This is a genomic window from Streptomyces xanthii, assembly GCF_014621695.1.
Taxonomy (GTDB): Bacteria; Actinomycetota; Actinomycetes; order Streptomycetales; family Streptomycetaceae; genus Streptomyces; species Streptomyces xanthii.
In genome coordinates, this window is sequence record NZ_CP061281.1 from 55394 (window position 1) to 81201 (window position 25808).

Consider the following 25808-nt stretch of genomic DNA (forward strand, 5'->3'; position numbering starts at 1 on the left):
GTGGCACCCTCATGCGCAGGAAAGGCACCACCGTGAACGCACCAGCAGGACCGTTCGGGCGACCGCTTGCCGCCCTCGCGACAGTTGTCGCACTGGTCCTGGTCGTCGCCGGCTGCGGCACCGGCGACCCCTCCGGCTCCGCTCGAACCGAGCGGGTGACCTCCCTCACCGTGCTCGACTACTACACCGACACCACCGAGCACGCCCACTGGGGTGAACTGCTCACCTCCTGCGGCAAGAAGGCGGGGGTGACGATCGAGCACCGCAGCGTTCCCGGGCCGTCGCTCGTGCCCACAGTCGTGCGGCAGGCTACCGCCGGGACACTGCCCGACCTGCTGATGCTCGACAACCCCGATCTCCAGGAGATCGCCCGGTCCGGCGTGCTCACGCCGCTCCGCACGTACGGCATACGCACCGACGGCTTTGTCTCGGGAATCGTCTCGGCCGGCACATACCAGGGCGAGGTGTACGGCCTGGCCCCCACCGTGAACACGCTCGCGCTCTACTACAACAAGGACATGCTCGCCGAGGCCGGTGTCACGGTCCCCCGCACCTGGAACGAACTGCGGGAGGCCGCCCGTGCCACGACCCGGCCCGGCCGCCACGGGCTGGCGGTCGATGCCGACGCCTCGTTCGAAAGCACCTTCCAGTTCCTGCCGTTCCTGTGGTCCAACGGTGGTGACGAGCAGCGTCTCGACACCCCGCAGGCCGCCGCGGCACTCCGCCTGTGGACCGATCTCGTGCGTGACGGGTCCATGTCCCGGTCCGTGCTCACGTGGAACCAGGCGAACGTGCACGAGCAGTTCCTCGGGGGCAAGGCGGCCATGATGGTCAACGGGCCGTGGCGGATGACCGAGCTCGAGAAGGCGAAGGGCCTGCGCTGGGGCGTCGCCCCGCTTCCCGTCCCCCGGGCCGGCACCTCACTGGTCACCCCGCTCGGCGGCGAGGTCTGGACCGTGCCGCGCAACGACTCGCAGGCCCGCAGGATCAAGGCGGCCCAGGTCCTGGACTGCCTCAACGACCCCACGAGCATGCAGACCCTGGCGACCTGGCACCACACGGTCCCGTCCCGCAAGGACGTGGCTGCGCGGTACGCGAAGCAGGTCCCCTCGATGGCCGCATTCGTCGAGAGCGTCCGGGGCGCGCGGGCGCGGACCCGGGAACTGGGCCCCGCCTGGCCGAAGACGGCCACCGCCATCCAGACGGCCGTCCAGGCCGCGGTGTCGGGACGGCAGACTCCCGAGGAAGCGCTCAGGCATGCGCAGCGCACGGCTACGGGCTCCTGACACCGAGGGCCGGCTCCGGGTACAGCCCGCTGCGGCGGTGAGGGCGCGGCGACGGGACACAGTGGTCCGTGCCGCGTTCCTCACCCCGGCCGCCGTGTATCTGCTGCTGTTTCTCGGCCGACCGCTCGTCGACAACATCGAGGCGAGTCTGCGCGAGTCCACCGCGACGACCCTCCTCCGTGGCAGGGCACCGTTCACCGGCCCGGACAATCATGTCCGGCTGCTCGCCTCGGACGAGTTCTGGCGGGCGGCGGCCATCACCGGCCTGTACACGGCCGGTTCACTGGTGGCTCAGTTCACGGCCGGGCTGGCGCTCGCACTGTTCTTCCACCGCCGCTTCCCGCTCGGCCGTCTTGTCCGCTCGCTGATGCTGCTGCCGTGGCTGATGCCGCTGGTCGCGACCGGAACGGCCTGGCGGTGGATGCTCGACGCGGACGACGGGGTGGTCAACGAGGCACTGCGCGCGCTGCACCTCGTCACCTCTGACGTCCCCTGGCTCACCGGTACCCAGGAGGCTCTGTGGTCCGTGGTCCTCGTCAACACCTGGGTGGGCATCCCTTTCAACACCGCCCTTCTCTACACGGGTCTGCAGGCGATCCCGCCCCAGACCGACGAGGCGGCGCAGTTGGACGGGGCCGGACCCGTACGCCGCTTCCGGTTCATCACCTGGCCGCAGCTACGGCCGACGGCCGCTGTTGTCCTCGTCCTCGGTGTCATCTACACCCTCCGAGCTCCGGACGTCGTGCTGGCCCTCACCGGCGGCGGTCCCGCCGGTGCGACGCAGACCCTCGCGGTCCTGGCGTTCGAGCAGGCATACACGCAGTACGAGTTCGGGCGTGCCGCTGCCACGGGCAATGTGCTCGTCCTGGTCTCGCTCGTCCTCGCCCTGATCCATCTGAGCGCGCTCCGCCGCGCCCGGCGTCTTTGAGGAACGAGAACACGTGGCTCCCGTACGACCGCTGAAACGCCGCCCGCGCCCCGCACGCCGCTGGGCAGGCACGCTCGTCGCGATCGTTCTTCTGGCTCTGATGCTCTCCCCCGTCTACGGCATGGTGAGCGCCTCCGTACAGCCCGCCGGTCGTTCCCAGCCGGGTTCGTGGCTTCTGTCGGATGCCGATCCAGGGGGCTACGTCACGGCCCTCCACGACCAGGGCGGTGCTCTCGTCACCAGCCTGGTCGTGTCGCTCGGTACCGCCGCCCTCAGCCTCGCGCTCTCCGCTCCCGCGGCGTACGCGCTGACGCTCTCCCCCGTGCCTGGCGCCGGCCCGTTCCTCTTCGCTGTGCTGTTCCTCCAAGCGGTGCCCGGCATCAGCGTGGCGAACGCGCTGCACGGCTTCTACGCCGACACCGGACTCCTCGACTCGTACCTCGGCCTGATACTCGCTGATTCCACCGCCGGTGTGCCCTTCGCGATCCTGGTCCTGAGGACGGCCATGGGGGCGGTCCCCCGGGAGCTTGTCGAGGCGGCCCGCCTCGACGGGGCCGGACACCGCCGCGTGTTCCTTTCCCTCATGCTGCCCCTGAGCATGAACGCACTGGTCACAGCAGGCGTGTTCGCCTTTCTCTTCGCCTGGGGCGACACCTTGTTCGCGCTCACCTTGACGACCGGCGACGCGGTCCGGCCGGTCACGGTCAGCCTCTTCGACTACCTCGGCGCCCACAGCACCCGGTGGAACGCGACCATGGCCACGGCGGTTCTGGCATCGCTGCCCGCGGCGGTGCTCGTCGTCGTGGCACAGCGCCACATCACCACGGGCCCCGCCTGCGGAGCGACACACTGAGGCCCGTCGTCGGATCGGTCAGAGCGTCCGTCGCACTCCCGCGTGCCGCTCCAGGTTGCGCAGTTGGACGGACAGGTCACCCTCCATCGCGGCGTGTGCGGGTCCGCTGCGGCCGATGGGCAACACCTCCTCGCTGCGCATGTCCTCCAGCATCAGGGCGAACGCCGCGTACATCGCGACGAGCGCCACGACGAGGCCGAGCGCTCCCGAGGTGCGCGTCAGCCATTCGGCTCCGGTCAGTCCCGCGAGGCCGGTGGCCGCCCAGCGGGGCAGCGAGACGGCGAGGACGCACCACAGCGCACGCTTGGGCCTGGTGACGGCGGTCATCAGCGCCCCGAAGCACAGCAGCGCCAGGTTGAACACGCCCAGCACCCGAAGGCCGTCGGTCGCGTCCGTGAGCATGATGAGCGCGTACGGCAGCCAACTGCCGGCGAACACCGCCATCAGGGTCGCCGCGATGACGTCGCGCGCTCCGAAGGCCAGGTAGCTCACCAGGAGTTGCAGTGCGAAGGCGGGCAGCACGCACAGGGCGACGGCTGCGCGGGCCTCTTCGTCGAACACCCCCAGTTGCAGGCACGCCGTCATCACGGAGGCGATCGCCACCGTGAAGAAGCCCAGCGGCATGGGTGAGGCGATGGGGCGCAGCGTGATCCGGGTCATGGACCGCAGGTCGGGCTCGAAGCGGCGCCCGCCGGCCGGGGGCACAGTGCCGGCGGTCTTTCCGGCGGCGTCCGCGGCCTGGAACTCGGTGGCGGATTCGGGGTCGGGATCGGGGTTCATACGGGTTCCTCGGCATTCAGTGCGTGAAGCAGGGGTCGACCAGGGTGTACGGGGCGCCGGGGGTCGCACCCCGCGCCACGCGCCACCGTTGGTGCTCGGCGGACTCGGTGGCGGCCTCGGCCACCAGCGCGGCCTGCCGTACGCCGCCCGCCTGGTAGCCGCCGAAACGGGCCACGGGCGACCAGTGGGGAGCGATCGGGGGCAGTGCCTCGTCGAGGCCCTCGTACTCGGCGGAGGCGTACACGATCCGGCCGTCGACGACGGTGAGTACGGCCTCGATGTCGGGGATCACCTGGTCGGGCACGGTGAAGTAGTCCTCGGAGAGAACCGTGAGGTCCCCGAAGTACCCCTCGCGCAGGATGCCCTTGACGTCCTGCTCTCCGGTCAGCCTCGCCCCGCCGCGGGTGTAGAGGCCGAGTGCGCTCTCCCTGGTGAGCAGGTTCGCGGGCCCGCGCAGCGGCGTGCCGCCGACGGTCCGGCCGGTGATCAGCCAGTGCAGCGCCACCCACGGGTTGTAGGAGGACACCCGTGTCGCGTCGGTGCCCGCGGCGACGGTCAGGCCGCGGTCGAGCATGGCCCGCACCGGCGGGGTGTGGGCTGCCGCCTCGGCGCCGTACCGGTCCCGGAAGGCGGTGCCCTGGAAGGACATGCGGTTCTGCACGGACACCGCGCCGCCGAGGGCGGCGATCCGGTCCAGGCTGCCGGCCGAGACCGTTTCCGCGTGGTCGAACAGCCAGCGTCCACTGCCGGGGAAGAGCCCTTCGGCCGCGAGCTTCTCGAAGACGGTCAGGTCGCGTCGGATGGTCTCGTCGTAGGTGGCGTGCAGGCGGAAGCCCCAGCCGTTCTCGACGAGAATCCGGACGGCCTGCTCGAACTCCGTCTCGTACCCGGCGGCGAGTTCCGGCCGGGGTTCGGAGAAGTTCTCGAAGTCGGCCGCGGCCCAGGTCAGGTTCTCCCCCGCGCCGTTGAGCCGCAGCCATGCGTCGCCGTCGCCGGGCTTGACCATCTCGGTCCAGCGCTTCAGATCGGCGAGTTCCTGGCCCGCCGTCTGCGGGAAGAGGTGGTAGGCGATGCGCAGGGAGAGTTCCCCTGCCTCGGCAAGTGCGGCGACGGTGGCGTAGTCGTCGGGGAAGTTCTGGAAGCCTCCGGCGGCGTCGACCGCCGAGGTGAGTCCGAAGCGGTTCAGCTCCCGCAGGAAGTGCCGGGTCGAGGTGCGTTTGTCGGCGGGGTCCAGGGTGGGGGCCTTGGCCAGGGTCGAGTACAGGACGAGCGCGCTGGGTGCCGCGAGCAGGACGCCGTTCGGCTCGCCGTCGCGGCCCCGGACGATCTGGCCTCCGCGCGGGTCGGGGGTGTCACGGGTGAATCCAGCGGCATGGACGGCCGCACGGTTCATCAGCGCCGACTGGTAGAGGTGCAGGACGAACACGGGGGTGTCGGGTGCGGCCGCGTTCAGTTCGGCCACGGTGGGCATCCGGCGCTCGGCGAACTGCTCGGCGGTCCAGCCTCCGACAACCCTGATCCACTGGCCCTTCGGGGTGCGGCCGGCCTGCTCACGCAGCATGGCCAGGGCCTGGCGGAGGCTGCGCACACCGTCCCAGCGCAGTTCGAGTACGTAGTTCAGGCCGCCGCGGATGACGTGCAGATGCGAGTCGTTCAGGCCCGGGATCACACGGCGGCCCAGGGCGTCGACGACCCGGGTGCCGGGGCCGACGAGCGGCGCGAGCTCGTGGTCGTCGCCGAGGGCTGCCACCCGGCCGTCGCGGACGGCGACGGCACGGGCGTGCGGTCGGTGGGGGTCGCCGGTGAACACCTTGGCGTTGCGGACCAGCAGGTCGGCGTGCGCGGGTTCCCGCCGCGGGGCGGGCACGAGGCCCGCCACGGGCATGCTGGTCGAGGGCCCGGTCATGCGAGGGCCTTGCGCAGGACGTCGGTGGCGACGCAGAGGGCGAGTTCGGCACCCTGGGTCTCGCGGAGGGCGTTCAGCATGACGAAGTCGTGGATGACGCCCTGGACGCGCAGGGCGGCGACGGAAACTCCGGCGGCGCGGAGCTTCGCCGCGTACGCCTCGCCCTCGTCACGCAGGACGTCGGCCTCGGCGGTGATCACCAGGGCCGGCGGCAGTCCTGCCAGCTGCTCGACGGAGGCACGCAGCGGAGATGCCGTGATCTGGGCGCGCTCCGCCTCGTCGGTCGTGTACTGGTTCCAGAACCACTCCATGGCTTCCCGGCGCAGGAAGTAGCCGGTCGCGAACTGCTCGTAGGAGGCGTTGTCGAAGCTCGCGTCGGTCACGGGATAGAACAGGACCTGCTGGACCAGGCGCACGTCGCCGCGCTGCTTGGCCATGAGGGTGAGGGCCGCGGCCATGTTGCCGCCGACGGAGTCGCCCGCGACGGCGATCCGGGTGCCGTCGAGGTTCTTGTTCCGTCCGTCGCGGGCGATCCACTGGGCGACGGTGTAGTTCTGCTCGATGGCCACGGGGTAGCGGGACTCGGGCGACAGGTCGTACTCGGGGAAGACGACGGCCGCATGGGTGCCGACGGCCAGCTCGCGAACCAGCCGGTCGTGAGTGTGCGCGTTGCCGAAGACCCATCCGGCGCCGTGCAGGTAGAGGACGACGGGCAGGATGCCGGTGCTGCCGTGCGGGCGGACGATCCTGGCTCGGACCTCGCCGGTCGGTCCGCCGTTCACGGTCACCCATTCCTCGTCGACGGCGGGCAGCGGAACCCCCTCACCGCTCTGGACGTCGTCCACCGCCTTGCGTCCTTCGGTGACGGGGATCTGGTAGAGGTACGGCGGCTGAGCGGTGGCGTCGGCGAACGCCTGAGCGGCGGGCTCGAGTACGGGTCGGTCGGTCATGGGGAGTGCTCCTTGAGATGGGGTGTTCGCGGTGGTCGGGGGACGGCGGTGCGGGCGCCGGAAGGTCAGCCCCGGACCAGCGGGGTGTCGACGAGGTGTTCGGCGAGGAACCAGACCTGTGCCTCGCCGGTGCGGATGACGTCGGAGACCAGCAGGTCGGTGCTGCCCTCGTCGCCTTCCGAGGAGAGCCGGGCAGCGGCGTCCCGTGCTTCGATCAGGATGCGCTCGTGTGCGTCGAGCAGCCGCGACAGCATGACCGGCACCGGCTCGACGCCGTTCGGCGGCCGGGGAATCGCGGTCAGTTCCGCCACGTGGCGGGGATCCCCGACGGCGACGCCACCGAGGCTCTGTACTCGCTCGGCCAACGCGTCCACGATCCCCAGCTGGGTCTCCGCATGCTTGTCCAGCATCAGATGAAGGGAGTAGAAGGTCGCTCCCCGCATGAGCCAGTGATGCTTCTTGTAGAGGGAGTAGAGGATCTGAGTGTCCGCCAGGACGCGGTTGAGCCTCTGGCAGGCGTACATCCGGGTGTCGTGGCCGAGACCGATCGGCAGCTGCTTGAGTGTGCCGAAGGCCTGGGTCTCGGCACCCTTCTGGTGGGTCAGCGGCTGGCCGCCGCTCTGCGCGTTCGTGAGGGTGTCCATCTGGTCTTCCTGTTCGGGAGTGAAATCGAGGGAGGGGTCCGGCCGCCCGGCCGGGGGACTCGGGCGGCCGGACCCGGTCTGGTCGGCCAGCGCTCAGCGCACGGCCGTTGCGGCGGGCCGGTGCAGCAGGAGCCGGGTGAGAAGTCCGCTGGCGAGACCGGCAGCGAGGGCGACAGCCGCCCACCACGAGGGGTACGGCGGGAGGCCGAGGACCGCGTCGAGGGACCATGCGCCGGGTCCGGTGGCGGCGAGGGCGGCGGAGGTGCAGATGAGGACGAGGGGGTACTCGTACCCGTCGTGCTGCACCCAGAGACCGTTGTGCCACTTCACGGTGAGAGCGACGGTCATGACCCCGATGGCCCCGGTCGCCGCGAGCGGCGTCAGCAGCCCGGCGGCGAGCAGCAGACCGGAGCCGATCTGACCGCCTCCCGCCGCCAGCGCGGTGAACGCTCCCCCTCGGAAGCCGTCCGCACGGAACTCCTGGGCACCGCCCGCCAGTCCCTCGCCGCCCAGGCGACGACTGACCTTCTGCACGCCGTGGCCGGCGACAAGCAGCCCCACCAGCAGACGCAGGATCAGAATGCCGGTGTCCATGCGGTTCAGCCCGCGGCGTGCGCGCCGACGACGCTCTGCGCGTACACGACACCGAGACCGTACGCACCCGCGTGGGCCTTGACGATGTCCATGACCGCGCCGTACGTCTCCTGACGAGCCCAGTCGCGCTGCAGCTCCAGCAGCACCTGAACCCAGGTCACCGGGACGGCGCCGGCCGCGATCATGCGCTGCAGCGCGTGCTCGTGGGCCGCCGGGCTGACACCACCGGAGGCGTCGGAGACCACGTACACCTCGTACCCCTGCTCCAGGGCGGAGAGTGCCGGCAGTACCAGGCAGACCTCGGTCCACAGGCCCGACAGGATGATCTTCTTCCGACCGGTGGCCTTGACGGCCGCCACGAGAGCCTCGTCCTCCCAGGCGTTCATGGTGGTGCGGTCGATGGCCTCGTGCTTCGGGAACACTTCGGCGAGCTGCGGCAGCAGGGGCCCGGAGAAGGACTCGGCGGCGACCGTGGTCAGAACGGCCGGAACGTCAAATGCCTTGGCCGCCTTGGCGAGACCCACGGTGCTGTTGATGATCGCGGCACGATCGCCGCTCCCGGTGCCGAAGAACATCTGCGGCTGGTGGTCCACGAAGAGCATGACCGAGTTGTCGGGCGTCAGAAGGTCGGTACCGGGAGCGGCCTGCACCTTGGTGATGTCGAACATGAGGGGTCCTTTCAAAACGGTGTGAAGCCACCCGCCGGGGGTACGTGGCGGGCGGAACGCCTCGAAAGCTACGGCCGTCCGGGCACCTGGGTTTTGCCTACAGTGCACAGCCCCTGGCACGACAGAGCACTCTCCGGGCAGCCGAGAACGGGAACGGCCCCAGGTCTGTGACCTGGGGCCGTTCCCGTTGACATCCGATCCCGTACTCACTCGAAGCGCAGGTCGGCGATTTGCTGCTCGAGGGCGGTGATGTCGTCCGCGGAATCCGCTCGGGGCGGGAGGGCCGCCATGAGGGCGGCCAGTTCACCGCCCGCGCGGCGGATCCGCCCGGGCAGGCCGTCGGTGTGGTCGTCCCCCGCGGATCCCCAGTCCTCGGACGCCGCGTAGACCGCGGTGGGCACGACCGCTGCGCGCAGATACGCGAAGAGCGGGCGCAGCGCGTGCTCGAGGACCAGGGAGTGGCGGGCGGTGCCGCCGGTTGCCGCGATCAGAGCCGGATGCCCGGTGAGCGCATCCGGGGCGATCACGTCGAAGAAGGACTTGAACAGCCCGCTGTAGGAGGCGGTGAACACCGGGGTCAGGTGTTGCTCTCCTGAACTCGTCCGGTTCCCATGCCGGAACCATGATGCCGGGGTGACGCCTGGACACAGGCGTCACCCCGGCGGGTCAACTGCGCGGCACTACCTGCTTCGCTGCGCTACTTCGCCAGGAAGGCGAGCAGGGCGCTGTTGACCTCCTCGGCGTGGGTCCACAGCAGGCCGTGCGGAGCGCCTTCGATCTCGGCGTAGTCGGCCGCCGGCAGCGCCTTGTGGAAGGGGCGCGCCGTGCCCTCGGCCGGAAGGATGCGGTCGGCGGTCCCGTGCAGGATCAGGGCCGGCACGTCGACGGCGGGGATGTCGGCGCGGAAGTCGGTGTACCAGGTCGCCGGCGCGGCGGACGCGGCGAAGGAGCCGCCGCGGGCGGCGGTGTCCCAGCTGTTGCGGACGGCCTCCTCGCTGATGCGGGTTCCCAGGTTCTCGTCGAGGTTGTAGAAGTCGTTGAAGAAGGCCGTGTAGTAGGCGTAGCGGTCGGCCTTGACCGCCGCGACGACTCCGTCGAAGAACTCCTTCGGAGCGACACCGTCCGGGTTGTCGTCGCTCTTGAGGAGGCAGGGCTCGAGAGAGGCCAGGAAGGCGACTTTGGCGACGCGGTCCGTGCCGTACGTGGAGACGTAGCGGGCCACCTCGCCCGTGCCCATCGAGAATCCCACGAGGACCGCGTCGTGCAGGTCGAGGGTCTCCATCACGGTGTTCAGGTCGCCGGCAAAAGTGTCGTAGTCGTAACCGGTGGCCGGCTGCGAGGACTGCCCGAATCCGCGGCGGTCGTAGGTGATCACGCGGTGGCCCGCGTCGAGCAGCGCGGCGGTCTGCCGCTCCCAGGAGTGACCGTCGAGCGGGAAGCCATGGATGAGGACGACCGGCTGTCCGGCGCCCTGGTCCTCGTAGTACAGCTCGATGGGGCTGGTGTTCTCCTGGCCCACGGTGATGTACGGCATGGAACGTCTCCTCGATGCGAGTCGATATGAAATAGCAGGTCCGCGCACTGTTCGGCGGGGATGAAAGTGAAGCTACGGCCGAGGAGGAACCGCCGCTTGCCGCGTCACGCACTGCGTCTTGTCCACGAGTGCATGGTTGCGCTCCGGGCCGAACCTCAGCGCCTGCGACAAGCGGCGGACGCGGCGGCCCCAAGGATGATTGCAGGACGCCCGACCCCGCCCGTCAAAATGGCGCCGACCACCGCATGCCACCCGGGCACGGTGGCGGAAGGAGACTGTGCGATGAACAAGAACAGGCTGGAGGCCTTCAGCGATGGCGTCCTGGCCATCATCATCACCATCATGGTGCTGAGCCTGAAGGTGCCGGACGGTGACAGCCTGTCAGCACTTCGGGACACCACCGGAAACGCGCTGCTGAGCTACCTGGTGTCGTTCGTCTACGTGGGTATCTACTGGAACAATCATCACCACACGCTGCAACTGGTCACCCGCATCGACGGCAGTGTTCTCTGGGCCAATCTCGGCCTCCTCTTCTTCCTTTCCTTCCTGCCGTTCACCACGGCCTGGATGGACGAAACCGACTTCGCTCAGACGCCCGTCGTCGTCTACGGCATAGATCTCCTCCTGATCTCCCTTGCCTACTTCGTGCTGCAGGCGACGATCGTCAGGATCCAGGGGGAACGTTCTCCGCTGCGTCAGGCGGTCGGGCGCGACAGGAAGGGCAAGGCTTCCGTGGCCCTCTACCTGGTGGGGATCCTGGCCGCCGCGATCGACGGGGGCACCGCACGCATCGGGGTATGGATCGGGCTCGGCACGTTCGTCGCGGTGGCCGTGATCTGGGTGATCCCGGACCGCCGCCTCGACCGGGCCTTCCACCACTCCCACCACGACTCCGAGGTACGGCAGGTCGGATGACGCCGGAGGAACGGCAGAGGCAGAGGCGTCGCCTCTTCCTCGCGGGCGATCGTCCGGCTTGGCCGGTGTCCGCGCGTTGCACCGGCCGGAATACGCACTCACCATCGCCGGTTGCAACGGCACGTGGACCATCCTCAGGAGCCGCCGAGCGGCATACACCCGCTGCTTGCCGGGCGCTTCAGCCCCTACCGGTTCGATCGTTCGGCGGTGGTCGACGACCATGCCCTCGGACTGCTGCTGGAGGCCGCGCGGTGGGCACCGTCAGCGGGGAACTCCCAGCCGTGGGGCTTCTTCGTCGGCAGGCCCGGCGAGCCGGAGCACGACCGGGTGCTCCCCCACCTTGCGCCGAGCTCGGCCCGCTGGGCGACGGATGCGAGCCTGCTCGTCGTCACGCTGACGCGCCGATACGTCGACACCTCACAGTTGCTCTACTCCGAGTTCGCGGACTACGACCTCGGCCAGGCCGTCGCCCACATGACGGTTCAGGCCCAGGCCATGGGACTCGCCGCGCACCAGTTCCGGGCCTTCGACCTGGAAGGGCTCACGAAGGAGCTGGACCCTAACCCGGGCTGGGTGATCGTCTCGATGGTCGCGGTGGGCAAGGCGGCGGACGGACCGTCAGAGCTCCGCGGTCGGCGCAGCGTCGCGCACTTGCGCTCCGCTCCCTGGACACCGGACGAGTAGGCGATGGTCGGGACGAGTCAGAAGCGCGGTCCCGCCGTCGACGTTCGCATCGGAGGCTTCCGGACGACCGGGCAGCGCGTGCCCGTCCGCCTCGTCACGCTCCTGGCGGTGGGCGCCGACTCTGCCCTGACGGCGTGGTGGACGACGAGGTGACTCGCGGCTTTCAGCACCGACTTCCGTCGGCACACAGCTCGGGCGACCAGCGGAGCAGTCGCCCTGGCGCAGCCCCGCTCTCAAGGAGTGCCGAAGCCCCGGGAGGTCGTCGCGGTCGCCGTGTACGGAGTCGCGGCGATCGACATGGACAGGCCCTCGGTGAGCCATCGATGCGCCACGGTCATGTTCAGGACGCGCCCGCCCGTGGCGGTGCCGACCAGAGCCCAGTACCGCTCCAGTCGGGGGTCGAAGCCGGACGACCGTGACACCAGTCCGTGGAGGTGTGCGCGGAACGCGGGGGTGTCCGACTCCCGTCGGGCTCGCGCGTGGGCGGACACGAAGGCATCAACCGCGTCACCGGCGCCGGGCGGCAGGCCTTGAGCCAGAGCGGCGGCCGTCAGCGTGGCGGCTTCGTCGATCTCCGCGTAGAAGGCCGGGCCGTCCCTCATCTCTTCGTCGTGGTCCTGGGTCCAGCGGGTGAACTCGGGCGTGGAAATGAGCAGGTGCAGCTCGGCGTAGGCCAGGGCCGAGGCGGGGACAGGGTCCTGAGGCGGGGCGGGGGCCAGCATGGCGACCATGCTGTCGAGTCGGGGCTCGGGCAGGGCCGCGGACAGCTCGCGATACCAGTGATCAGTGAGCGTGCGATGCGCCTCCGGCAGCCGCTGCACGCGGGAGAGTATCTCCAGGCGCCCGAGCCGTTCCTCGCCCGGGCAGTCGTCCAGTGCCTTGAGCGTGGCCTCGCGCCACCGCAGTTCGGACAGTCGCTCCTGCACCGATTCGAGTTCGGTCGCCACCAGTTCGCCGAGTGTGCGCTCCCCCGTGACCACCTGGGTGATCGTGGCGATCGGGGTGTCCAGCGCCCGCAGGCGTCTGATGAGCTTGATCCGCTCCCACGCCTCGGGGCCGTAGCGCCGATGACCGCCGGTGCTGCGCGCGGCTACCGGGAGCAGACCGCTGTCCGAGTAGTAGCGGAGCGTTTTGACGGGGAGGCCCGTTGCGGCCGCGAGTTCACCGATGCTCCACGTGTCTTGCGTCACAGCCCCTTGAACCTCCAGTGCGCGGGAGGTTCTAGCGTATTGATCGCCGGCGAATCGGTCCGCACTGTTCTCGCAACTCAGGTCTCGTGCCGCCTTGTCTTGCCCGGACCGGTGGGGCCGGCCGTGTGTCACGGCGGCGTCCTGTGGCTTCCCGTCTCATTCCGAACCGACCAAGAACGGTGGTACTCATGCCCCCACCCATGTCAGCACCGCGTCTGGAGCGAAAGGCCGGACTCCGTACGGCGCTCCTCCCGCTGCTGTGCGCAGTGGCGCTGGTGTCGGCCACCGCCGCACCCGCGACCGGCGCAGGCCCCGGATCCCCTGACGCCCGGAGACCGGAACGTACGGTCGTACGGACGGAGCAGGGCCTGGTACGGGGCGTGTCCCACGGCTCGTACACCGCCTTCGACGGAATTCCGTACGCCGCGCCGCCGACCGGACCGCTGCGCTGGCGTGCCCCCGTGCCCGCCCCTGCGTGGCAGGGGGTCAGAGACGCGACGAAGCCGGCCGAACGGTGCGTGCAGATGCCGGCACCGGGTGCGAGCGGGGTCACCGGCTCGGAGGACTGCCTCTACCTCAACGTCACGGTGCCGGCGGCCGGGCAGGCTGCGAGGAAGCGGCCCGTGATGGTGTGGATGCACGGCGGTGCGTTCCTGGGCGGCTCCGGCAGTGACTACAGCGCCGAACGTCTCGCGGTCCAAGGTGACGCCATCGTCGTCACGGTCAACTACCGGTTGGGAATCTTCGGCTACTTCGGCCACTCCGGGTTGGGCGCCGCCCCGCCGTTCGGCCTGGCGGACCAGCAGGCCGCCCTGCGCTGGGTACGGGCGAACGCCGGGCGTTTCGGGGGCGATCCACGCAATGTCACGCTGTTCGGTGAGTCAGCGGGCGCAATCAGCATCTGTGCCCACCTCACCTCTCCGGCGGCCGCCGGGCTCTTCCAGCGGGCCGTCCTCCAGAGCGGTTCCTGCCTCACCTCCTTCCCGCGCGGCGCGCTCGCCCCCGGAACACCGGCGTACGAGCCGTTTGCCTCACAAGCGGATGTGCAGACAGCCGGTGCGGAAGCTGCCCGGCAGCTGGGCTGTACCGAGGCCGAGAGCGACGAGGTTCTGGCCTGCCTGCGCGGGCTCAGCACGGATCGTCTCGCCACCGCACAGCTGATGCAGTCCTTCAACCGGCCCGCCTTCGGCAACGGGCTGTTGCCGAAGGCACCCGCCCAGGCGCTGGCGTCGGGACGCTTCCACCGCCTGCCGGTCATCCTGGGCACCAACCACGACGAGATGCGGATGTTCGTCGGCTCGTCGCTCGCCGCGTTCCCGATCCGCACCGAGGACGACTACCGAGCCCGCTTGAGGGAGGCCTTCGGGGCCGCGGCCCCGGCCGTCGAGGCGCGGTATCCGGCGGCACGCCATCCCTCTCCCGCGCTGGCCTGGGCGGCGGTGCTGACCGACCGGTCCTTCACGTGCACCACGCTGGCGGCCGGCCGGGCCATCGCGAGGCACGCCCCTGGCCTCTCCCTGTACGGCTACGAGTTCAACGATCCGCACGCCCCGGTCCTCGCCGGCCTGCCGGCGAACCCGGAATTCCCCTACGGCGCGGCGCACGGCTTCGAGATGCCGTTCCTGTTTTCCTCGTTCCCCACCGAACGGCCGCAGAACGAAGACCAGCGCGCCCTGTCGGACCGAATGGTCGGCTACTGGTCGAACTTCGCACGCGCCGGGAACCCGAACACCACCGACGCCCCGCTCTGGCCCGCCCTCCACGCTTCGTCACCTCACGCGCCATCGGTGCAGTCACTGGCTCCCGAACCGGGCGGGATCCGCTCTGTCGACGCGTACTCGGCGCACCAATGCTCGTTCTGGGACCGCCGATCCCAGTGAGGTGCGGATCTCGGAACGGCTGGAGGGCGGCCACGGCCTTGGCCGACATCACACTGCGCACGTCATGGATCGCGGGCTTCGTTGTCCCGGCCACCGTCGTCACGCGCCTCGTGGTCCACGCCGGTCTCCGCAGGCCGCCGAGCACCCCGTTACTTGTCGATCGTCGATCAAGGAGTCCAGATGTGTCTGCGCCAGAGGGCAGTTGCCGCCGTACTCGTGGCCACCGCAGCCTTCACCTCCCTCGCCGTCTCCCGGGCCATGGCGGCGCCCATGCCCTGGGAGACGAGTAAGCCCCCTACGTCCACCACCTACCGCGCCGCCTCCGCTGCGGCCGGCGACAGCGCCACGGTCACGATGCTGTGCGGGGATCCCTGCTACCAGTAGGCGACCCCCGCGGGGGCTCAGCTTCGGGGGTCAGCGGTCGGAGTAGCTGAAGTCGCCGACGGTCCAGGCGTTGACCTCTGCGATCGCGACGCGGTACATCCCGCCCGTCTCGGGGATGCCCATGCTTCCCTGCAGGATTCGCGCGACGTGGAAATGAAGGTGGGTGGGCACTCGGACCGGACCGCCGCCGGCCGCAGATCCTGGCCGCGCCTCTCGCTCGGTGAAGACAGCCGCGAAGGGGCCGAGCTTCTCCGAGTCCGTCAGGACTTGCGAGACCCGCTCCCGCCAGACCGCTTCGGGTGCCAGCCGGCCGGTGATGACCGCACCGCCGGTGACCACGGTCAGGGACATCTGTGTGCTGTGCTCGGACTCGACCGCGGTGGCGAGGTCGACGAGCAGTTCGTCAGGCTTCGACATGACCAAGGATTCTATGCCGCACGTCCACGGGACAGTGCTGCGGGCCGGGAACGCCCCGGCCCGGACGGGGCTCCACGACGGCCGCGGTCCCCCAGTGCGGACCCGCCGGATGGCCCGAAGCGGATTCTGGCGATTCCCCGAGTCAATTCACGAGTGCGGCCGTTCGGTACGCACGGGCAGGTTCGAGGCCCACGCCGGAAGTCGGACGACAACCGGGCGATAGCGCGGAGACGACAGTACGGCGACGGTCGACGGCAAGGTGGTGGTCAACAAGGAGCCCACCGACCGTGGGCTCTCCGGAAGACTGGAGCACATCACCATGACCCGCACCACGGCCCGCGCAATTGCCCGCACGACCGTCCTCGCCGCCACAGCCGCGATCCTGAGCCTCTCGCTCACCGCCTGCAACGGCGACGACAACGCGTCGGACAGCACGCAGGCCAGCCCCACCGCGTCGGCAGACAAGGCGGGCGGCACCGGCACCGGCAAGACGGACGGAGGCGCCGACACCAGCACTGGCACCGGCGGGAGCGACCAGGGTGCCGGCACCGGCACTGGCGACAACAGCGGCGGCTTCGCCGACGTCTGCCGCACCGACGTGCTCGAGGTCACCGCCGCCGACAACACCACGGACAAGACGGAAGGCGTCGTCACCGTCTCCTTGAAGAACATCGGCGCCGCCGACTGCCGCATGCGCGGATTCGCGGGCGTCGACCTCAAGACGTCCCTGGGCGACACCGTGTCCGTGGACCGCAACGGCGAGCAGGCCGTGCCGCAGACCCTCGAGGAAGGCGAGACCGCCGCCTTCAACGTCACGTTCCCGGTCAACAACACCGGCGGCTCCGGTGTGAAGCTGACCGACATGGTGGTGACGCCCCCGAACGAGACCCAGCCTGTCACCCTGAAGTGGCCGGCGGGCACGCTCCCCGTGACCGACGGTCAGGACGGCGGGAAAATGGAGATCAGCCCGGTGAGCAAGGCCAGCGAATCACCGGCCGGCTGACCTCGCCACCCGCCCCGCCAACCCCCGCTCAGGAACCACTGCGGGGGACACCACCGTGGTGTCGAACCCGTTGTCGGCGAAGGCGGGCCGGGGCGATCGTGAGCTGCCAGAGAACCTTCACCGCGATCCAGTCGGTGGGATCCGCACATCGGTCAGGCGTAGAAGGGGGCCCACAGCCGGGAGCGGCCGCCGTCGCACGTGTTCAGGGTGACGTGATGGATCGCCCCTGATCCCGCGACAAGACAGGTCTTCGTTGCGTTGTTGATCAGTTGGTACCCATCCTGGGCACCGATGCCGTGCACCTTCCACAAGGCGGCCGGATCGTCGGCCAAGCACTGCCGCATCGTCGGCATTCCGTTGCGGGCGACCAGACACAGCTTGTCGCCGACGTTCTGCCGGACTTCGGTCACCGTTTCCAGGCCATCGACCATCAGCCAGGTCTGGTACGCGCCACCGTTGCAGCCTGTCGTGTAGGGACCGTAGTCAGACCTGTAATCGAGGCACTCCCCCAGGCTGTAGGCCACGCTGCGCACCTGCATGTACGCCATCCCCGCAGCCTGTGCGGGCGCTGCACCGAGGCCCCAGCCCAGAGCAGCGGCCGCCACACCTACCGCGGCAATCTTCTTCAGCACGCGTCCTCCCCATTCCTTGGCACGACGTCTGCCCGGCGCAGATTAAAGAGGAGAACCAGCAGGCGCGACAACGGGAAAACGAGCCTGATCTGCCGCCTGTCATCGTTCGAAGTGACCACGCTCACCGGACAGTTGCCAGGCGGGTCGCCCCCCAGCAGCCCAGCCGGCTGCGCCGCGCGATCTGGACTCATGACAGACCGCGGCACTGCTCACCGACGGCGTCGGCCGTGCCTCAGGGCTGGATCTTCTCCAGGTCCTCCAGGAGGCTCGGACGGGTCGGCTGCCAGCCGAGGGCGGTGCGGGTGTGTGCGCTGCTCGCCGGCTGGTCGGCCGCGAAGATCGGCCCGAGCGCGCCGAAGCTCTCCTGCGGCACCGACTCCGAGGGGACGCCGAGGCGCCGCCCGATGACCGCGGTGATGTCCCGTACGGCGTCGCCCTCGTCGGCGACGGCGTGCCAGGCGGTGCCGGCCGGGGCCTTCTCCAGGGCGAGCCGGAACAGCACGGCGGCGTCGAGCGCGTGCACCGCGGGCCAGCGCTGGGTGCCGTCACCGGGGTAGCCGGCCACGCCCGTAGTGCGGGCGATCTGGGTGAGGAGCCCGGCGAACCCGCCGTCACCCTCGTTGTGCACGGTGCGCGGCAGCCGGATCGCCGTGCTGCGCACGCCGCGTGAGGCCAGGCCGAGGGCGCGCTCCACCGAGACGCTGCGCCCGCCGACCGGTCCGTCCGTGGGCAGCGGGTCCTCCTCGACGGCGGGGCGTCCCTGGGCAAGGGGCGTACCGGACACGGTGACGAGTGGCTTGTCCGTACCCACGAGGGCGTCGCCGAGTGCGCGGAGCGCGGCGCCTTCCTCGGAGACGGCCTGTGCGAGAGCCTCCGGCGAGCTGAAGTCGTTGCTGAAGGCGAGGTGGACGACGCCGTCCGCCTTCTCCGCCTCGCCGCGCAGCACGTCCAGGTCGGTGAGCCCGCCGCGGACCACGTCGGCGCCGGCCGCCCGGGCCTTCTCGGCGGAGGCGTCGGAACGGGCCAGGGCGGTGACCGTGTGTTGCGCGGAGAGCAGTTCGGCGACGACGGCGGAGCCGATCAGGCCCGTGCCGCCGGTGATGAAGACGCGCATGGCGGACTCCAAGGTGCGAGGGATCAAGTGATGCGACAGGTGTCGCATCACTCACCACGCTACACCCAGCGATGCGACATGTGTCGCATCACTTAGGATGGTCGTATGCCGAGATGGAAGCCGGACGCACGGCAACGCCTGGTCGTAGCGGCGTTGCGCCTGTTCGCGGAGCAGGGCTACGACAACACGACCGTCGCCGAGATCGCCGAACGCGCGGGCCTCACCCGCAGCACCTTCCACCGGCACTTCACCGACAAGCGGGAGATCCTCTCGGCTGGGCAGACGACGCTCAGCCGCCTCCTGGTCGAGGGCATCGCCGACGCCCCCGCGGACTCGACGCCGATGGGGGCCGTCGCAGCGGGCCTGGAGCGCGCGTCGGGCGAGATGACCTCGTTCAACCGTGAGCTGAGTCCGCTCCTGCACGCCGCAATCGAGGCGAACGAGGAGCTCCAGGAGCGCAACGCGCTCAAGAGCATCGGCATGGCCGCCGCGATGGTGGGCGCCCTGCGGCAGCGCGGTGTCCCCGAGGCGACCGCCCAAGTCGCCGCCGAGCTCGGCGTCCTGGCCTTCAAGCTGGGCTTCACCCGCTGGGCCGACCCGGCACGGGACGACGCCCCCGGTGAACTGGCGACGCTGACGCTGTCGGCGCTCGATGAACTCCTCGCGGCGGCACAGCGCCTCGACTAGCCCCTTCGTCGGATCATCCAGCCATAGGTGGACTCGGGCGCCGACGGTCCCTGGTCGTTGCAACAGGTCCTCGAGGTCTGCTCGGCCAGGCTGTCGGTGTCCACCCTGGCGACGTAGACCTCCTGTCCGGGGTCGTGGACCCAGACCTCGTTATGCAGCCCGCAGCAGCAGGCTGTGTCGCGTCCTTGGCTGGGCGGGCGAGTGGTGGACCTTCTGCGGTCGAGGACGTGTAGCGGTGGCCGCTCTTGAGGTGGCTGGCGACCAGGCCGCGGACGGAGGCGGACGCGTCGAGCCCCTCGCGCACGCGATCTCGGCCGTCACCCACGGCCGGTTGCGCAATGCGACCAGAACAGCAGTCCGGCGCGTACGTCCCACGCCCATCCCGCGTACGGGCCGGACGGCGCGTGGAGCGCGAACATCGGCAGCATCACCAGCGACAGCCACCAGGCCGGCACCGGCCACCGCAGCCCCGCCACGAGCAGCCTCGTCGGTGGCCTCCTAGGGAGCACCAAGGGCGATACGGGCGAGGACCCGTCGGGACCATGCCTGGAGAGTCCGCCTCGTCGGAGCGGGAAGGGGGCGGCCGGCTGTTGGCCTGCGGTCTCGTGCTCGCCCGGAGGCGCTTGGTCAGGCGTCCAGGCGGCGCGCGGCGAGCCAGGTGACGATCTCGGGGTCGTGATGGTCGAAGAAGAGGGAGCTGCCTGTGTCGAGGGTGGCGATCCGGTCCATCTACTCATCGGTGAGCCGGAAGTCGAAGATGTCGAAGTTCTCGGCCATGCGCTCAGCGCGCACGGACTTGGGAATGGCGACGACGCCTCGCTGGGTCAGCCAGCGCAGGACGACCTGGGCGACGGACTTGCCGTGCTCTTTGCCGATGTCGGCGAGGAGCGGGTCGGTGAACAGGTTGTTCCTGCCTTCGGCGAAGCCGCCCCAGGACTGGATCTGCACGCCGTGCTCGCGCATGAGGGTCTGGTAGTCGGCGCGCTGGAAGAAGGGGTGGGTCTCGATCTGGTTGACGGCCGGGGTGATCTCGTTGTTGACGATCAGGTCGAGCAGGCGGTCGGGGTAGAAATTGGCGACACCGATCGCCTTGGCCGCGCCCTCACGGTTCAGGGCTTCCATGGCGCGCCACTGACCGTAGACGTCGCCGTAGGGCTGGTGCATGAGGTAGAGGTCGAGGTGGTCCAGGCCCAGCTTGGTCAGGGACGTCTCGAAGGCGCGGCGGGCGTGGTCCTGGGCGGGCGCGTCCTGGATCCACAGCTTGGTGGTGACGAACAGGTCCTCGCGCGGGATGCCGCTGGCCTTGATGGCGCGGCCGACGGCTTCTTCGTTGCCGTAGGCCGCGGCCGTGTCCAGCAGGCGGTAGCCGGCGACCAGGGCCTCGGAAACGGCGCGTTCGGTGTCCTCCGCGGGAATCTGGTAGACGCCGAAGCCGAGCAGGGGCATCTCGACGCCGTTGTTCAAGGTCACGTACTGCATGAGGGTCTTCCTTCGGAATGTTCGGGGTTGATCGGTGAGCGGGAGTGGCGGGTGCGAGGGACCGCTTCTACCCGCAGTGGGAGCAAGCCAGGTTCCGGTGGACGTGCCGCAGACGTGGTCACGGGCGGATGAGGGCCTTGAGGACCTGACGGTCGGCCATGGCCCGGTAGGCATCCGGTGTCTGATCGAGGGGGAAGGTCTGGTCGAAGACCCGGCCGGGAGCGATGGTGCCGTCCAGGACGTCGGGCAGCAGCTGCTCGATGTAGGCGCGGGCGGGGCTGGCGCCGCCGGTCAGGGTGATGTTGCGCATGAAGACGGCCGGGCCGATCGGGCCCTGCTCGTACTGGGGGGCGCCGAGGCGGCTGATGGTGCCGCCGTCCCGGATCGCGCCGAGTGCGGTGTCGAGTGCCGGGCGGGTGCCGACGGCTTCGATCACCTTGTCGACGCCGCCGGTCAGCTCTCGGATCCGGGCGATGCCTTCCTCGCCGCGTGCGGCGACCACGTCGGTGGCGCCGAAGTGCCGGCCCAGTGTGGTGCGCGATTCGTGACGGCCGGCAAGCACGATCCGCTCGGCACCCAGTCGTTTGGCGGCGATCACGGCACAGAGCCCGACCGCGCCGTCTCCGACCACGAGCACCGCATCGCCGCGGCCGACGCCGGCGGTGACGGCACCGTGGTGGCCGGTGGTCATCACGTCGGAGAGGGTGAGCAGCGACGGCAACAGCGCCGAGTCGGCGGCCACCGGCAGCTTCACCAGCGTGCCGTCCGCGTAGGGGACGCGGACGGCTTCGCCCTGCCCGCCGTCCACATGGTCGAAGCCGTACCGGCCGCCGTTGCGGCAGGAGATCTGCAGCCCCTTGGCACAGTAGTCGCAGGTGTTGTCGCTGTACGTGAACGGGGCGACGACCAGGTCACCGGTCTTCAGGCCGGTCACATCCGTGCCCGTCTCCTCGACGACGCCCAGGAACTCATGGCCCATGGGGCGGCCGGTATCGGTAGCGGGCATGGAGCCGTAGGGCCACAGGTCGCTGCCGCACACACAGGCGGCGAGCGTGCGCACCACGGCGTCGGTCGAGTCGACGATCTTCGGGTCGGCCCGGTCCTCGACGCGGACGTCGCCGGCTCCGTACATCACTGCTGCGCGCATGGCGGGTATTGCTCCAAACGGGGGTTGCTGGTTCGGGACGGCGGGGTCAGCGTTCGAGCAGGCGGGCCTGGGCTTCGGTGTGGGTGGCGCCGGCTGCGGGCGGCAGGCCGGAAAGCCTCGCGAGCTGCTCGGCGGTCAGCGTGACGGTGTCGGCGGCGGTGTTCTCCTCGACGCGGCTGACGCGCTTGGTGCCGGGGATCGGAGCGATGTCCTCGCCCTGAGCGAGCAGCCAGGCGAGCGCCACCTGACCGGGCGTGGCACCGGCCTCCTCGGCCAGGGCCTGGACCTCGTCGGCGAGCGCAAGGTTGCGCCGGAAGTTCTCGCCGGTGAAACGGGGGTTGTCACGCCGGAAGTCGTCCGCGTCGAACTGGTCGGTGGAGCGCACCGTGCCGGTCAGGAAGCCGCGGCCCAGCGGTGAGAACGGCACCAGGCCGATGTTCAGCTCCCGCAGGGCGGGCAGCACCCGCTCCTCGACACCACGCGTGAACAGCGAGTATTCGGACTGGACCGCGGTGACCGGTTGGACGGCGTGGGCGCGGCGGATCGTGTCCGGACCCGCCTCGGAGAGCCCGAAGGCCCGCACCTTGCCCTCGGCGATCAGCTCGCCCACGGCGCCGGCGGTCTCCTCGATCGGCGTGTCCGGGTCGACGCGGTGCTGGTAGTAGAGGTCGATGTGATCGGTGCCCAGCCGCTTCAGGGAGCCTTCGACGGCGGTGCGGATGTTGGCGGGACCGGAGTCGAGGTTCCACGCGCCGTCTCCGCCGTGCGAGACCAGGCCGAACTTGGTGGCGAGCACCACCTGGTCCCGCCGCCCCTTCAGCGCCTTCCCGAGCAGCTCCTCGTTGACGTAGGGGCCGTAGATCTCGGCGGTGTCGATGAGGGTGACGCCCAGGTCCAGCGCCCGGTGCACGGTCCTGATCGACTCCGCGTCGTCGGAACCGGCGCCGGTGTAGCCGTGGGACATGCCCATGGCGCCCAGCCCGATCCGGGAAACCTCCAGGTCACGCAGCTTGATGTAGCGCATCTCGCCTTCTCCGGTCGATCGTGTCGCCCGCCCCCCCCTCACTCTTGCCGCTCCTGCCCGGCCCGGCAGGTCGTGCCGGGCAGGAGCTGCGCGGTGGCGAGGGAGCCGACGTCTTCGGCCTTCACTTTCACCCCGATCCCGCCGCTGTGGCAGGGCGGGCTGTTCAGGGGTAATGACAGGGCCCCTCTACCCTCTGCGTGGCGGGCGCCGGGCGGGTGAGACTGGAGTCATGGCATCGACGAGCGCGCACAGCGAAGGCGCCGAGCTGGGCCGCTACCTTCGCGCCCGCCGCACCCAGACCAGCCCCGAACACGTCGGCCTCACCGTCGGCGCCGGCATCCGCCGCACGCCCGGCCTGCGCCGTGAGGAGCTGGCCACCCTCGCCGGCATCAGCATCGACTACTACGTCCGCCTGGAGCGCGGCAGGGAGACCCGGCCCAGTCCGGCCGTCCTCGACTCGCTCGCTCGCGCCCTGCGCATGGACGACCAGGAACACCAGCACCTGCGTGAGCTCGCCGCCCGCGCGGCCCGGTACGTCTCCGAACCCCCGCCGGCGCCCAGCCGCACCGTGCGCCCCCACCTCAAGCTGCTGCTCGAGTCCCTGCGCCCGAACCCCGCGTACGTCATCAGCCGCAGCATGGACATGCTCGCCTGGAACCCCGGCGGCCTCGCTCTGTACGCGGGCCTGGACGACTGGCCCGCCAAGCACCGCAACCTGGCCCGCTACTTCTTCCTCCACCCCGCCGCGCGTGACCTCTTCCCCGACTGGGAGCGCCAGATCACCGCGTGTGTCGCCCGGCTCCGCGCCATCGCGGGCACCGCGCCCGACGCCCCCGACCTCACCAACCTCGTGGGCGAACTCCTGCTCAAGAGCCCCGACTTCGCGGGCCTGTGGGAACGCTACGAGGTCGCCGGCCGCAAGCCCGCCCACAAGACGTTCCACCACCCGCTGGTCGGCACGATCACCCTCACTTCGCAGTCCCTGCACGTCGAAGGCACCCCCGGCCAGCGCATCGGCGTCTACACGGCCGAGCCCGGCACCCCCGACCACGACGCCCTGCTCCTGCTGGACATGTCCGGCCCGCAACAGACCCGTTCTTCGCCGGCCACGGAAGGCACCAGGCCACATCCCCGCAGCAACTGATCGGACGATGACGTGCCGGAGGGCGGTCGATGGATCAGACCCTCGTGGGGTGGCGCTCGTCCGGAGTCACTTCCCGCTGTAGACGGGGAAGGCGCTGTGCTCGCCGTAGTCCACGTCGCGCAGGCCCCGCAGAGCGTCCATGTCGTCACCGGAGATCTCGAAGTCGACCTCGGCGTTGGAGCGCATGTGGTCAGGGTTCGACGTCTTGGGCAACGACACGGTGCCCAGTTGCAGGGTGTAGCGGATGCACAACTGCGGGACGGACATCCCGTACTTCTCCGCCATCGCCCGGACCTCGGCGTTGTCCAGGATCGCTCCGTGCGCGATCGGCGAGTAGGCCTCGACGAGGATCTCCTTGCTCTCGCAGTAGTCCAGGAGCTCCGAGGGAGTGTTTCCGGCGTGGACGAGCAGTTGGTTGACGTGTGGCACGACGGTCGCGTCCTGCAGGAGGTTGTCCAGGTCCCGCTGCTGGAAGTTGGACACGCCGATGGCGCGGATCTTGCCGGCCCGGTGCGCTTCTTCGAGCGCGCGCCAGGCTTCGCGGTTGCCCTTGGCGTAGTCCCCGCCGCGGAAGTCGTCCCAGGGCTGCGGGCTGTGGATGAGCATCAGGTCGATGTACTCGGTCCCGAGCTTGTCCAGTGACCCGTCGATCGAGGCGACGGCCTGGTCGTACTCCTTGATCTCGGCGGCGAGTTTGGTCGAGACGAACAGCTCGTCGCGGGGCACGCCGGCGGTGCGCGCGCCCTCGCCGACACCGCGCTCGTTGCCGTAGGCCTGGGCGGTGTCGATGTTGCGGTAGCCGATCTCCACGGCGGCGCGGACCGCCTCGGCCGCCTTGTCGTCGTCGATGAACCAGGTGCCGAGCCCCAGCTTGGGGATCTCGACACCGTGGGGCAGCGTGTAGGTCTCGTTCAGGATGGTCATGCGTCCGCTCCGTTCCTCGGCAGCTGCCCGTACACCTCGTCGGTGACGGGTTCGAGCCATTCGTTGCTCACGTTCCCGCCCGGGGTGATAAAGGCGACGTGGGAGAACCACGAGTCGGCCTTCGCGCCGTGCCAGTGCTTCGTGCCCGCGGGGACGCGGACCACCGTTCCGGGCTCCATGCTGATGGGTTCCTCGCCCTCGGCCTGGTACCAGCCGCTGCCCGCCGTGCACAGCAGGATCTGGTCACCGCCACCGCCCGTGCCGTGATGGATGTGCCAGTTGTTGCGGCAGCCCGGCTCGAAGGAGACGTTGCTGACGGGGACACTCCCCGAAGCGAGCGGAGCCAGGTAGCTCTGGCCGGTGAAGTACTGCGCGTAGGCGTCGTTCTTCTCCCCGAGAGGGAAGATCTGGGCGAATCCGTCGACTGTCATTTCCTTCTTTCCGTTCAGCTGACGTAGGCCATGTGCTCGGCGTTGTGACGGGACGTGACATGAGGAACTCCCGGGCTGTGTTCCTGGCGTCCATGCTTTCCACGCTAAAGCGCGAAACGCCTGCGAGGGATGCCCTGCCAGTACGTCCTTCACCAGGGACTCCCCCACTCCGCATGTGGGGCGATGTCATGGGCGCAGCACGTCGAGAGAGCGCTCGACGGACGTCGGCGCGGACAGGGAGAGACAATGACCGAGAACACGGGCACCGGCTGGACCGGCGGGAAGAACGCCTTCGGCGACTTCGCATCGGGAATGGTCCATTACACCGACCGGGTCCTCTTCGATGAGGTCTGGGAGCGCGAGGGCCTGTCCAAGCGCGATCGCAGCCTTGTCACCGTCGCCGCGCTGACCGCTCTCGGGAAGACGGATCAGCTCAAGTTCCACCTTTCCTTCGCCCGCCAGAACGGTGTCACCGACGAGGAGTTGCAGGAGGCCCTGCTGCACTTGGCGTTCTACTCCGGTTGGCCCAACGGCATGGGTGCGACGAGCGTGCTGAAGAGCATCGTGGAGGAACAGGACTGAGCCTGCCCCCTCCCAGGCCCGACTGTCA

General features: G+C 69.9%; 26 protein-coding genes and 2 pseudogenes. 11 read left to right on the forward strand and 17 right to left on the reverse strand.

Features of this window, described 5'->3' with window-relative positions; all coding sequences use genetic code 11:
- The first annotated feature begins 32 nt into the window (after nucleotides 1-32).
- The 3 genes from IAG42_RS00265 to IAG42_RS00275 are packed head-to-tail and all read left to right on the forward strand — an operon-like array spanning nucleotide 33 to nucleotide 3067.
- Entirely contained in the window at nucleotides 33-1286 is a 1254-nt protein-coding gene (locus tag IAG42_RS00265) for a sugar ABC transporter substrate-binding protein (RefSeq protein WP_223205782.1), read from the forward strand.
- Nucleotides 1258-2214, forward strand: coding sequence for a carbohydrate ABC transporter permease (locus IAG42_RS00270; RefSeq protein ID WP_188334952.1), 957 nt, complete (start codon nucleotides 1258-1260; stop codon nucleotides 2212-2214). The genes IAG42_RS00265 and IAG42_RS00270 overlap by 29 nt, the downstream gene beginning before the upstream one ends.
- Before the next feature lie 13 nt (nucleotides 2215-2227).
- Entirely contained in the window at nucleotides 2228-3067 is an 840-nt protein-coding gene (locus IAG42_RS00275) for a carbohydrate ABC transporter permease (protein ID WP_223205783.1), read from the forward strand.
- Between the two features lie 18 nt (nucleotides 3068-3085).
- On the opposite strand, the gene IAG42_RS00280 is transcribed toward IAG42_RS00275, so the two are convergent.
- The 8 genes and pseudogenes from IAG42_RS00280 to IAG42_RS00315 form a co-directional block, all read right to left on the reverse strand.
- Nucleotides 3086-3847 (reverse strand): GPR1/FUN34/YaaH family transporter, encoded by a 762-nt coding sequence (locus IAG42_RS00280; protein ID WP_223205784.1) that lies wholly within the window; start codon nucleotides 3845-3847, stop codon nucleotides 3086-3088.
- Between the two features lie 16 nt (nucleotides 3848-3863).
- Nucleotides 3864-5753 (reverse strand): amidohydrolase, encoded by a 1890-nt coding sequence (locus IAG42_RS00285; RefSeq protein WP_188334953.1) that lies wholly within the window; start codon nucleotides 5751-5753, stop codon nucleotides 3864-3866.
- Nucleotides 5750-6703, reverse strand: coding sequence for an alpha/beta hydrolase (locus IAG42_RS00290; RefSeq protein ID WP_188334954.1), 954 nt, complete (start codon nucleotides 6701-6703; stop codon nucleotides 5750-5752). The genes IAG42_RS00285 and IAG42_RS00290 overlap by 4 nt, the downstream gene beginning before the upstream one ends.
- A 65-nt stretch (nucleotides 6704-6768) precedes the next feature.
- Nucleotides 6769-7347, reverse strand: a complete 579-nt coding sequence (locus tag IAG42_RS00295; RefSeq protein ID WP_188334955.1) for a Dps family protein — start codon at nucleotides 7345-7347, stop codon at nucleotides 6769-6771.
- Between the two features lie 93 nt (nucleotides 7348-7440).
- Nucleotides 7441-7941, reverse strand: a complete 501-nt coding sequence (locus IAG42_RS00300; protein WP_188334956.1) for a DoxX family protein — start codon at nucleotides 7939-7941, stop codon at nucleotides 7441-7443.
- Nucleotides 7942-7946: 5 nt separating this feature from the next.
- Nucleotides 7947-8609 carry a hydrolase gene (locus IAG42_RS00305; protein WP_188334957.1) on the reverse strand — a complete coding sequence of 221 codons (663 nt, stop codon included), beginning with the start codon at nucleotides 8607-8609 and terminating at the stop codon, nucleotides 7947-7949.
- A 206-nt stretch (nucleotides 8610-8815) separates the two neighbouring features.
- Nucleotides 8816-9190: pseudogene (locus IAG42_RS00310) on the reverse strand (NAD(P)H-dependent oxidoreductase); the annotation flags it as partial.
- Nucleotides 9191-9306: 116 nt separating this feature from the next.
- A complete protein-coding gene (locus IAG42_RS00315; RefSeq protein WP_188334958.1) occupies nucleotides 9307-10143 on the reverse strand; it encodes an alpha/beta fold hydrolase in 837 nt (278 codons plus the stop codon).
- Between the two features lie 282 nt (nucleotides 10144-10425).
- On the opposite strand from IAG42_RS00315, the gene IAG42_RS00320 reads away from it, so the two are divergent.
- Together IAG42_RS00320 and IAG42_RS00325 are read left to right on the forward strand one after the other, a co-directional pair.
- On the forward strand, nucleotides 10426-11058 hold the full coding sequence (locus IAG42_RS00320; protein ID WP_188334959.1) for a TMEM175 family protein: 633 nt from the start codon (nucleotides 10426-10428) through the stop codon (nucleotides 11056-11058).
- Between the two features lie 123 nt (nucleotides 11059-11181).
- On the forward strand, nucleotides 11182-11742 hold the full coding sequence (locus tag IAG42_RS00325; RefSeq protein WP_188334960.1) for a nitroreductase family protein: 561 nt from the start codon (nucleotides 11182-11184) through the stop codon (nucleotides 11740-11742).
- Nucleotides 11743-11975: 233 nt separating this feature from the next.
- Here IAG42_RS00325 and IAG42_RS00330 read toward each other — a convergent pair whose 3' ends face one another.
- Entirely contained in the window at nucleotides 11976-12932 is a 957-nt protein-coding gene (locus IAG42_RS00330; RefSeq protein ID WP_188334961.1) for a helix-turn-helix domain-containing protein, read from the reverse strand.
- Between the two features lie 200 nt (nucleotides 12933-13132).
- Between IAG42_RS00330 and IAG42_RS00335 the strand changes: the two genes are divergently transcribed.
- Nucleotides 13133-14812 carry a carboxylesterase/lipase family protein gene (locus IAG42_RS00335; RefSeq protein WP_188341110.1) on the forward strand — a complete coding sequence of 560 codons (1680 nt, stop codon included), beginning with the start codon at nucleotides 13133-13135 and terminating at the stop codon, nucleotides 14810-14812.
- Between the two features lie 180 nt (nucleotides 14813-14992).
- Nucleotides 14993-15196: a hypothetical protein gene (locus IAG42_RS00340; RefSeq protein WP_188334962.1), complete on the forward strand. Its 204-nt coding sequence runs from the start codon at nucleotides 14993-14995 to the stop codon at nucleotides 15194-15196.
- Between the two features lie 30 nt (nucleotides 15197-15226).
- Here the strand turns inward: IAG42_RS00340 and IAG42_RS00345 are convergent, their stop codons facing one another.
- On the reverse strand, nucleotides 15227-15613 hold the full coding sequence (locus IAG42_RS00345) for a hypothetical protein (protein ID WP_188334963.1): 387 nt from the start codon (nucleotides 15611-15613) through the stop codon (nucleotides 15227-15229).
- Nucleotides 15614-15932: 319 nt separating this feature from the next.
- Between IAG42_RS00345 and IAG42_RS00350 the strand changes: the two genes are divergently transcribed.
- Nucleotides 15933-16616 (forward strand): DUF4232 domain-containing protein, encoded by a 684-nt coding sequence (locus tag IAG42_RS00350; RefSeq protein WP_188334964.1) that lies wholly within the window; start codon nucleotides 15933-15935, stop codon nucleotides 16614-16616.
- 152 nt (nucleotides 16617-16768) lie between these two features.
- On the opposite strand, the gene IAG42_RS00355 is transcribed toward IAG42_RS00350, so the two are convergent.
- Entirely contained in the window at nucleotides 16769-17248 is a 480-nt protein-coding gene (locus tag IAG42_RS00355; RefSeq protein ID WP_188334965.1) for an RICIN domain-containing protein, read from the reverse strand.
- Nucleotides 17249-17480: 232 nt separating this feature from the next.
- Nucleotides 17481-18362, reverse strand: a complete 882-nt coding sequence (locus tag IAG42_RS00360) for an SDR family oxidoreductase (protein ID WP_188334966.1) — start codon at nucleotides 18360-18362, stop codon at nucleotides 17481-17483.
- A gap of 105 nt (nucleotides 18363-18467) precedes the next feature.
- On the opposite strand from IAG42_RS00360, the gene IAG42_RS00365 reads away from it, so the two are divergent.
- Nucleotides 18468-19049 carry a TetR/AcrR family transcriptional regulator gene (locus IAG42_RS00365; RefSeq protein WP_188334967.1) on the forward strand — a complete coding sequence of 194 codons (582 nt, stop codon included), beginning with the start codon at nucleotides 18468-18470 and terminating at the stop codon, nucleotides 19047-19049.
- Between the two features lie 627 nt (nucleotides 19050-19676).
- On the opposite strand, the pseudogene IAG42_RS00370 reads toward IAG42_RS00365, so the two are convergent.
- The 3 genes and pseudogenes from IAG42_RS00370 to IAG42_RS00380 form a co-directional block, all read right to left on the reverse strand.
- Nucleotides 19677-20528: pseudogene (locus IAG42_RS00370) on the reverse strand (aldo/keto reductase).
- 118 nt (nucleotides 20529-20646) lie between these two features.
- Nucleotides 20647-21675, reverse strand: coding sequence for a zinc-binding dehydrogenase (locus IAG42_RS00375; protein ID WP_188334968.1), 1029 nt, complete (start codon nucleotides 21673-21675; stop codon nucleotides 20647-20649).
- Between the two features lie 46 nt (nucleotides 21676-21721).
- Nucleotides 21722-22699, reverse strand: coding sequence for an aldo/keto reductase (locus tag IAG42_RS00380; protein WP_188334969.1), 978 nt, complete (start codon nucleotides 22697-22699; stop codon nucleotides 21722-21724).
- 229 nt (nucleotides 22700-22928) lie between these two features.
- Here IAG42_RS00380 and IAG42_RS00385 point away from each other — a divergent pair, with 229 nt between their 5' ends.
- On the forward strand, nucleotides 22929-23843 hold the full coding sequence (locus tag IAG42_RS00385) for a helix-turn-helix transcriptional regulator (protein WP_188334970.1): 915 nt from the start codon (nucleotides 22929-22931) through the stop codon (nucleotides 23841-23843).
- 66 nt (nucleotides 23844-23909) lie between these two features.
- Here the strand turns inward: IAG42_RS00385 and IAG42_RS00390 are convergent, their stop codons facing one another.
- Nucleotides 23910-24767: an aldo/keto reductase gene (locus IAG42_RS00390; RefSeq protein ID WP_188334971.1), complete on the reverse strand. Its 858-nt coding sequence runs from the start codon at nucleotides 24765-24767 to the stop codon at nucleotides 23910-23912.
- On the reverse strand, nucleotides 24764-25198 hold the full coding sequence (locus IAG42_RS00395) for a cupin domain-containing protein (protein WP_188334972.1): 435 nt from the start codon (nucleotides 25196-25198) through the stop codon (nucleotides 24764-24766). Before IAG42_RS00395 ends, IAG42_RS00390 begins: the two co-directional genes overlap by 4 nt.
- A 246-nt stretch (nucleotides 25199-25444) precedes the next feature.
- Here IAG42_RS00395 and IAG42_RS00400 point away from each other — a divergent pair, with 246 nt between their 5' ends.
- Nucleotides 25445-25780: a carboxymuconolactone decarboxylase family protein gene (locus IAG42_RS00400; protein ID WP_188334973.1), complete on the forward strand. Its 336-nt coding sequence runs from the start codon at nucleotides 25445-25447 to the stop codon at nucleotides 25778-25780.
- Nucleotides 25781-25808: the final 28 nt, after the last annotated feature.

Bases quoted from the DNA above. Each gene is read 5' to 3' on its own strand.
- IAG42_RS00285 (WP_188334953.1), bottom strand. From the start codon at position 5,753: ATGACCGGGCCCTCGACCAGCATGCCCGTGGCGGGCCTCGTGCCCGCC.
- IAG42_RS00390 (WP_188334971.1), bottom strand. From the start codon at position 24,767: ATGACCATCCTGAACGAGACCTACACGCTGCCCCACGGTGTCGAGATC.
- IAG42_RS00280 (WP_223205784.1), bottom strand. From the start codon at position 3,847: ATGAACCCCGATCCCGACCCCGAATCCGCCACCGAGTTCCAGGCCGCG.
- IAG42_RS00305 (WP_188334957.1), bottom strand. From the start codon at position 8,609: ATGTTCGACATCACCAAGGTGCAGGCCGCTCCCGGTACCGACCTTCTG.
- IAG42_RS00300 (WP_188334956.1), bottom strand. From the start codon at position 7,941: ATGGACACCGGCATTCTGATCCTGCGTCTGCTGGTGGGGCTGCTTGTC.
- IAG42_RS00400 (WP_188334973.1), top strand. From the start codon at position 25,445: ATGACCGAGAACACGGGCACCGGCTGGACCGGCGGGAAGAACGCCTTC.
- IAG42_RS00345 (WP_188334963.1), bottom strand. From the start codon at position 15,613: ATGTCGAAGCCTGACGAACTGCTCGTCGACCTCGCCACCGCGGTCGAG.
- IAG42_RS00365 (WP_188334967.1), top strand. From the start codon at position 18,468: ATGCCGAGATGGAAGCCGGACGCACGGCAACGCCTGGTCGTAGCGGCG.
- IAG42_RS00380 (WP_188334969.1), bottom strand. From the start codon at position 22,699: ATGCGCTACATCAAGCTGCGTGACCTGGAGGTTTCCCGGATCGGGCTG.
- IAG42_RS00395 (WP_188334972.1), bottom strand. From the start codon at position 25,198: ATGACAGTCGACGGATTCGCCCAGATCTTCCCTCTCGGGGAGAAGAAC.
- IAG42_RS00290 (WP_188334954.1), bottom strand. From the start codon at position 6,703: ATGACCGACCGACCCGTACTCGAGCCCGCCGCTCAGGCGTTCGCCGAC.
- IAG42_RS00350 (WP_188334964.1), top strand. From the start codon at position 15,933: ATGACCCGCACCACGGCCCGCGCAATTGCCCGCACGACCGTCCTCGCC.
- IAG42_RS00375 (WP_188334968.1), bottom strand. From the start codon at position 21,675: ATGCGCGCAGCAGTGATGTACGGAGCCGGCGACGTCCGCGTCGAGGAC.
- IAG42_RS00335 (WP_188341110.1), top strand. From the start codon at position 13,133: ATGTCAGCACCGCGTCTGGAGCGAAAGGCCGGACTCCGTACGGCGCTC.
- IAG42_RS00340 (WP_188334962.1), top strand. From the start codon at position 14,993: ATGTGTCTGCGCCAGAGGGCAGTTGCCGCCGTACTCGTGGCCACCGCA.
- IAG42_RS00315 (WP_188334958.1), bottom strand. From the start codon at position 10,143: ATGCCGTACATCACCGTGGGCCAGGAGAACACCAGCCCCATCGAGCTG.
- IAG42_RS00360 (WP_188334966.1), bottom strand. From the start codon at position 18,362: ATGCGCGTCTTCATCACCGGCGGCACGGGCCTGATCGGCTCCGCCGTC.
- IAG42_RS00295 (WP_188334955.1), bottom strand. From the start codon at position 7,347: ATGGACACCCTCACGAACGCGCAGAGCGGCGGCCAGCCGCTGACCCAC.
- IAG42_RS00320 (WP_188334959.1), top strand. From the start codon at position 10,426: ATGAACAAGAACAGGCTGGAGGCCTTCAGCGATGGCGTCCTGGCCATC.
- IAG42_RS00270 (WP_188334952.1), top strand. From the start codon at position 1,258: ATGCGCAGCGCACGGCTACGGGCTCCTGACACCGAGGGCCGGCTCCGG.
- IAG42_RS00385 (WP_188334970.1), top strand. From the start codon at position 22,929: ATGGCATCGACGAGCGCGCACAGCGAAGGCGCCGAGCTGGGCCGCTAC.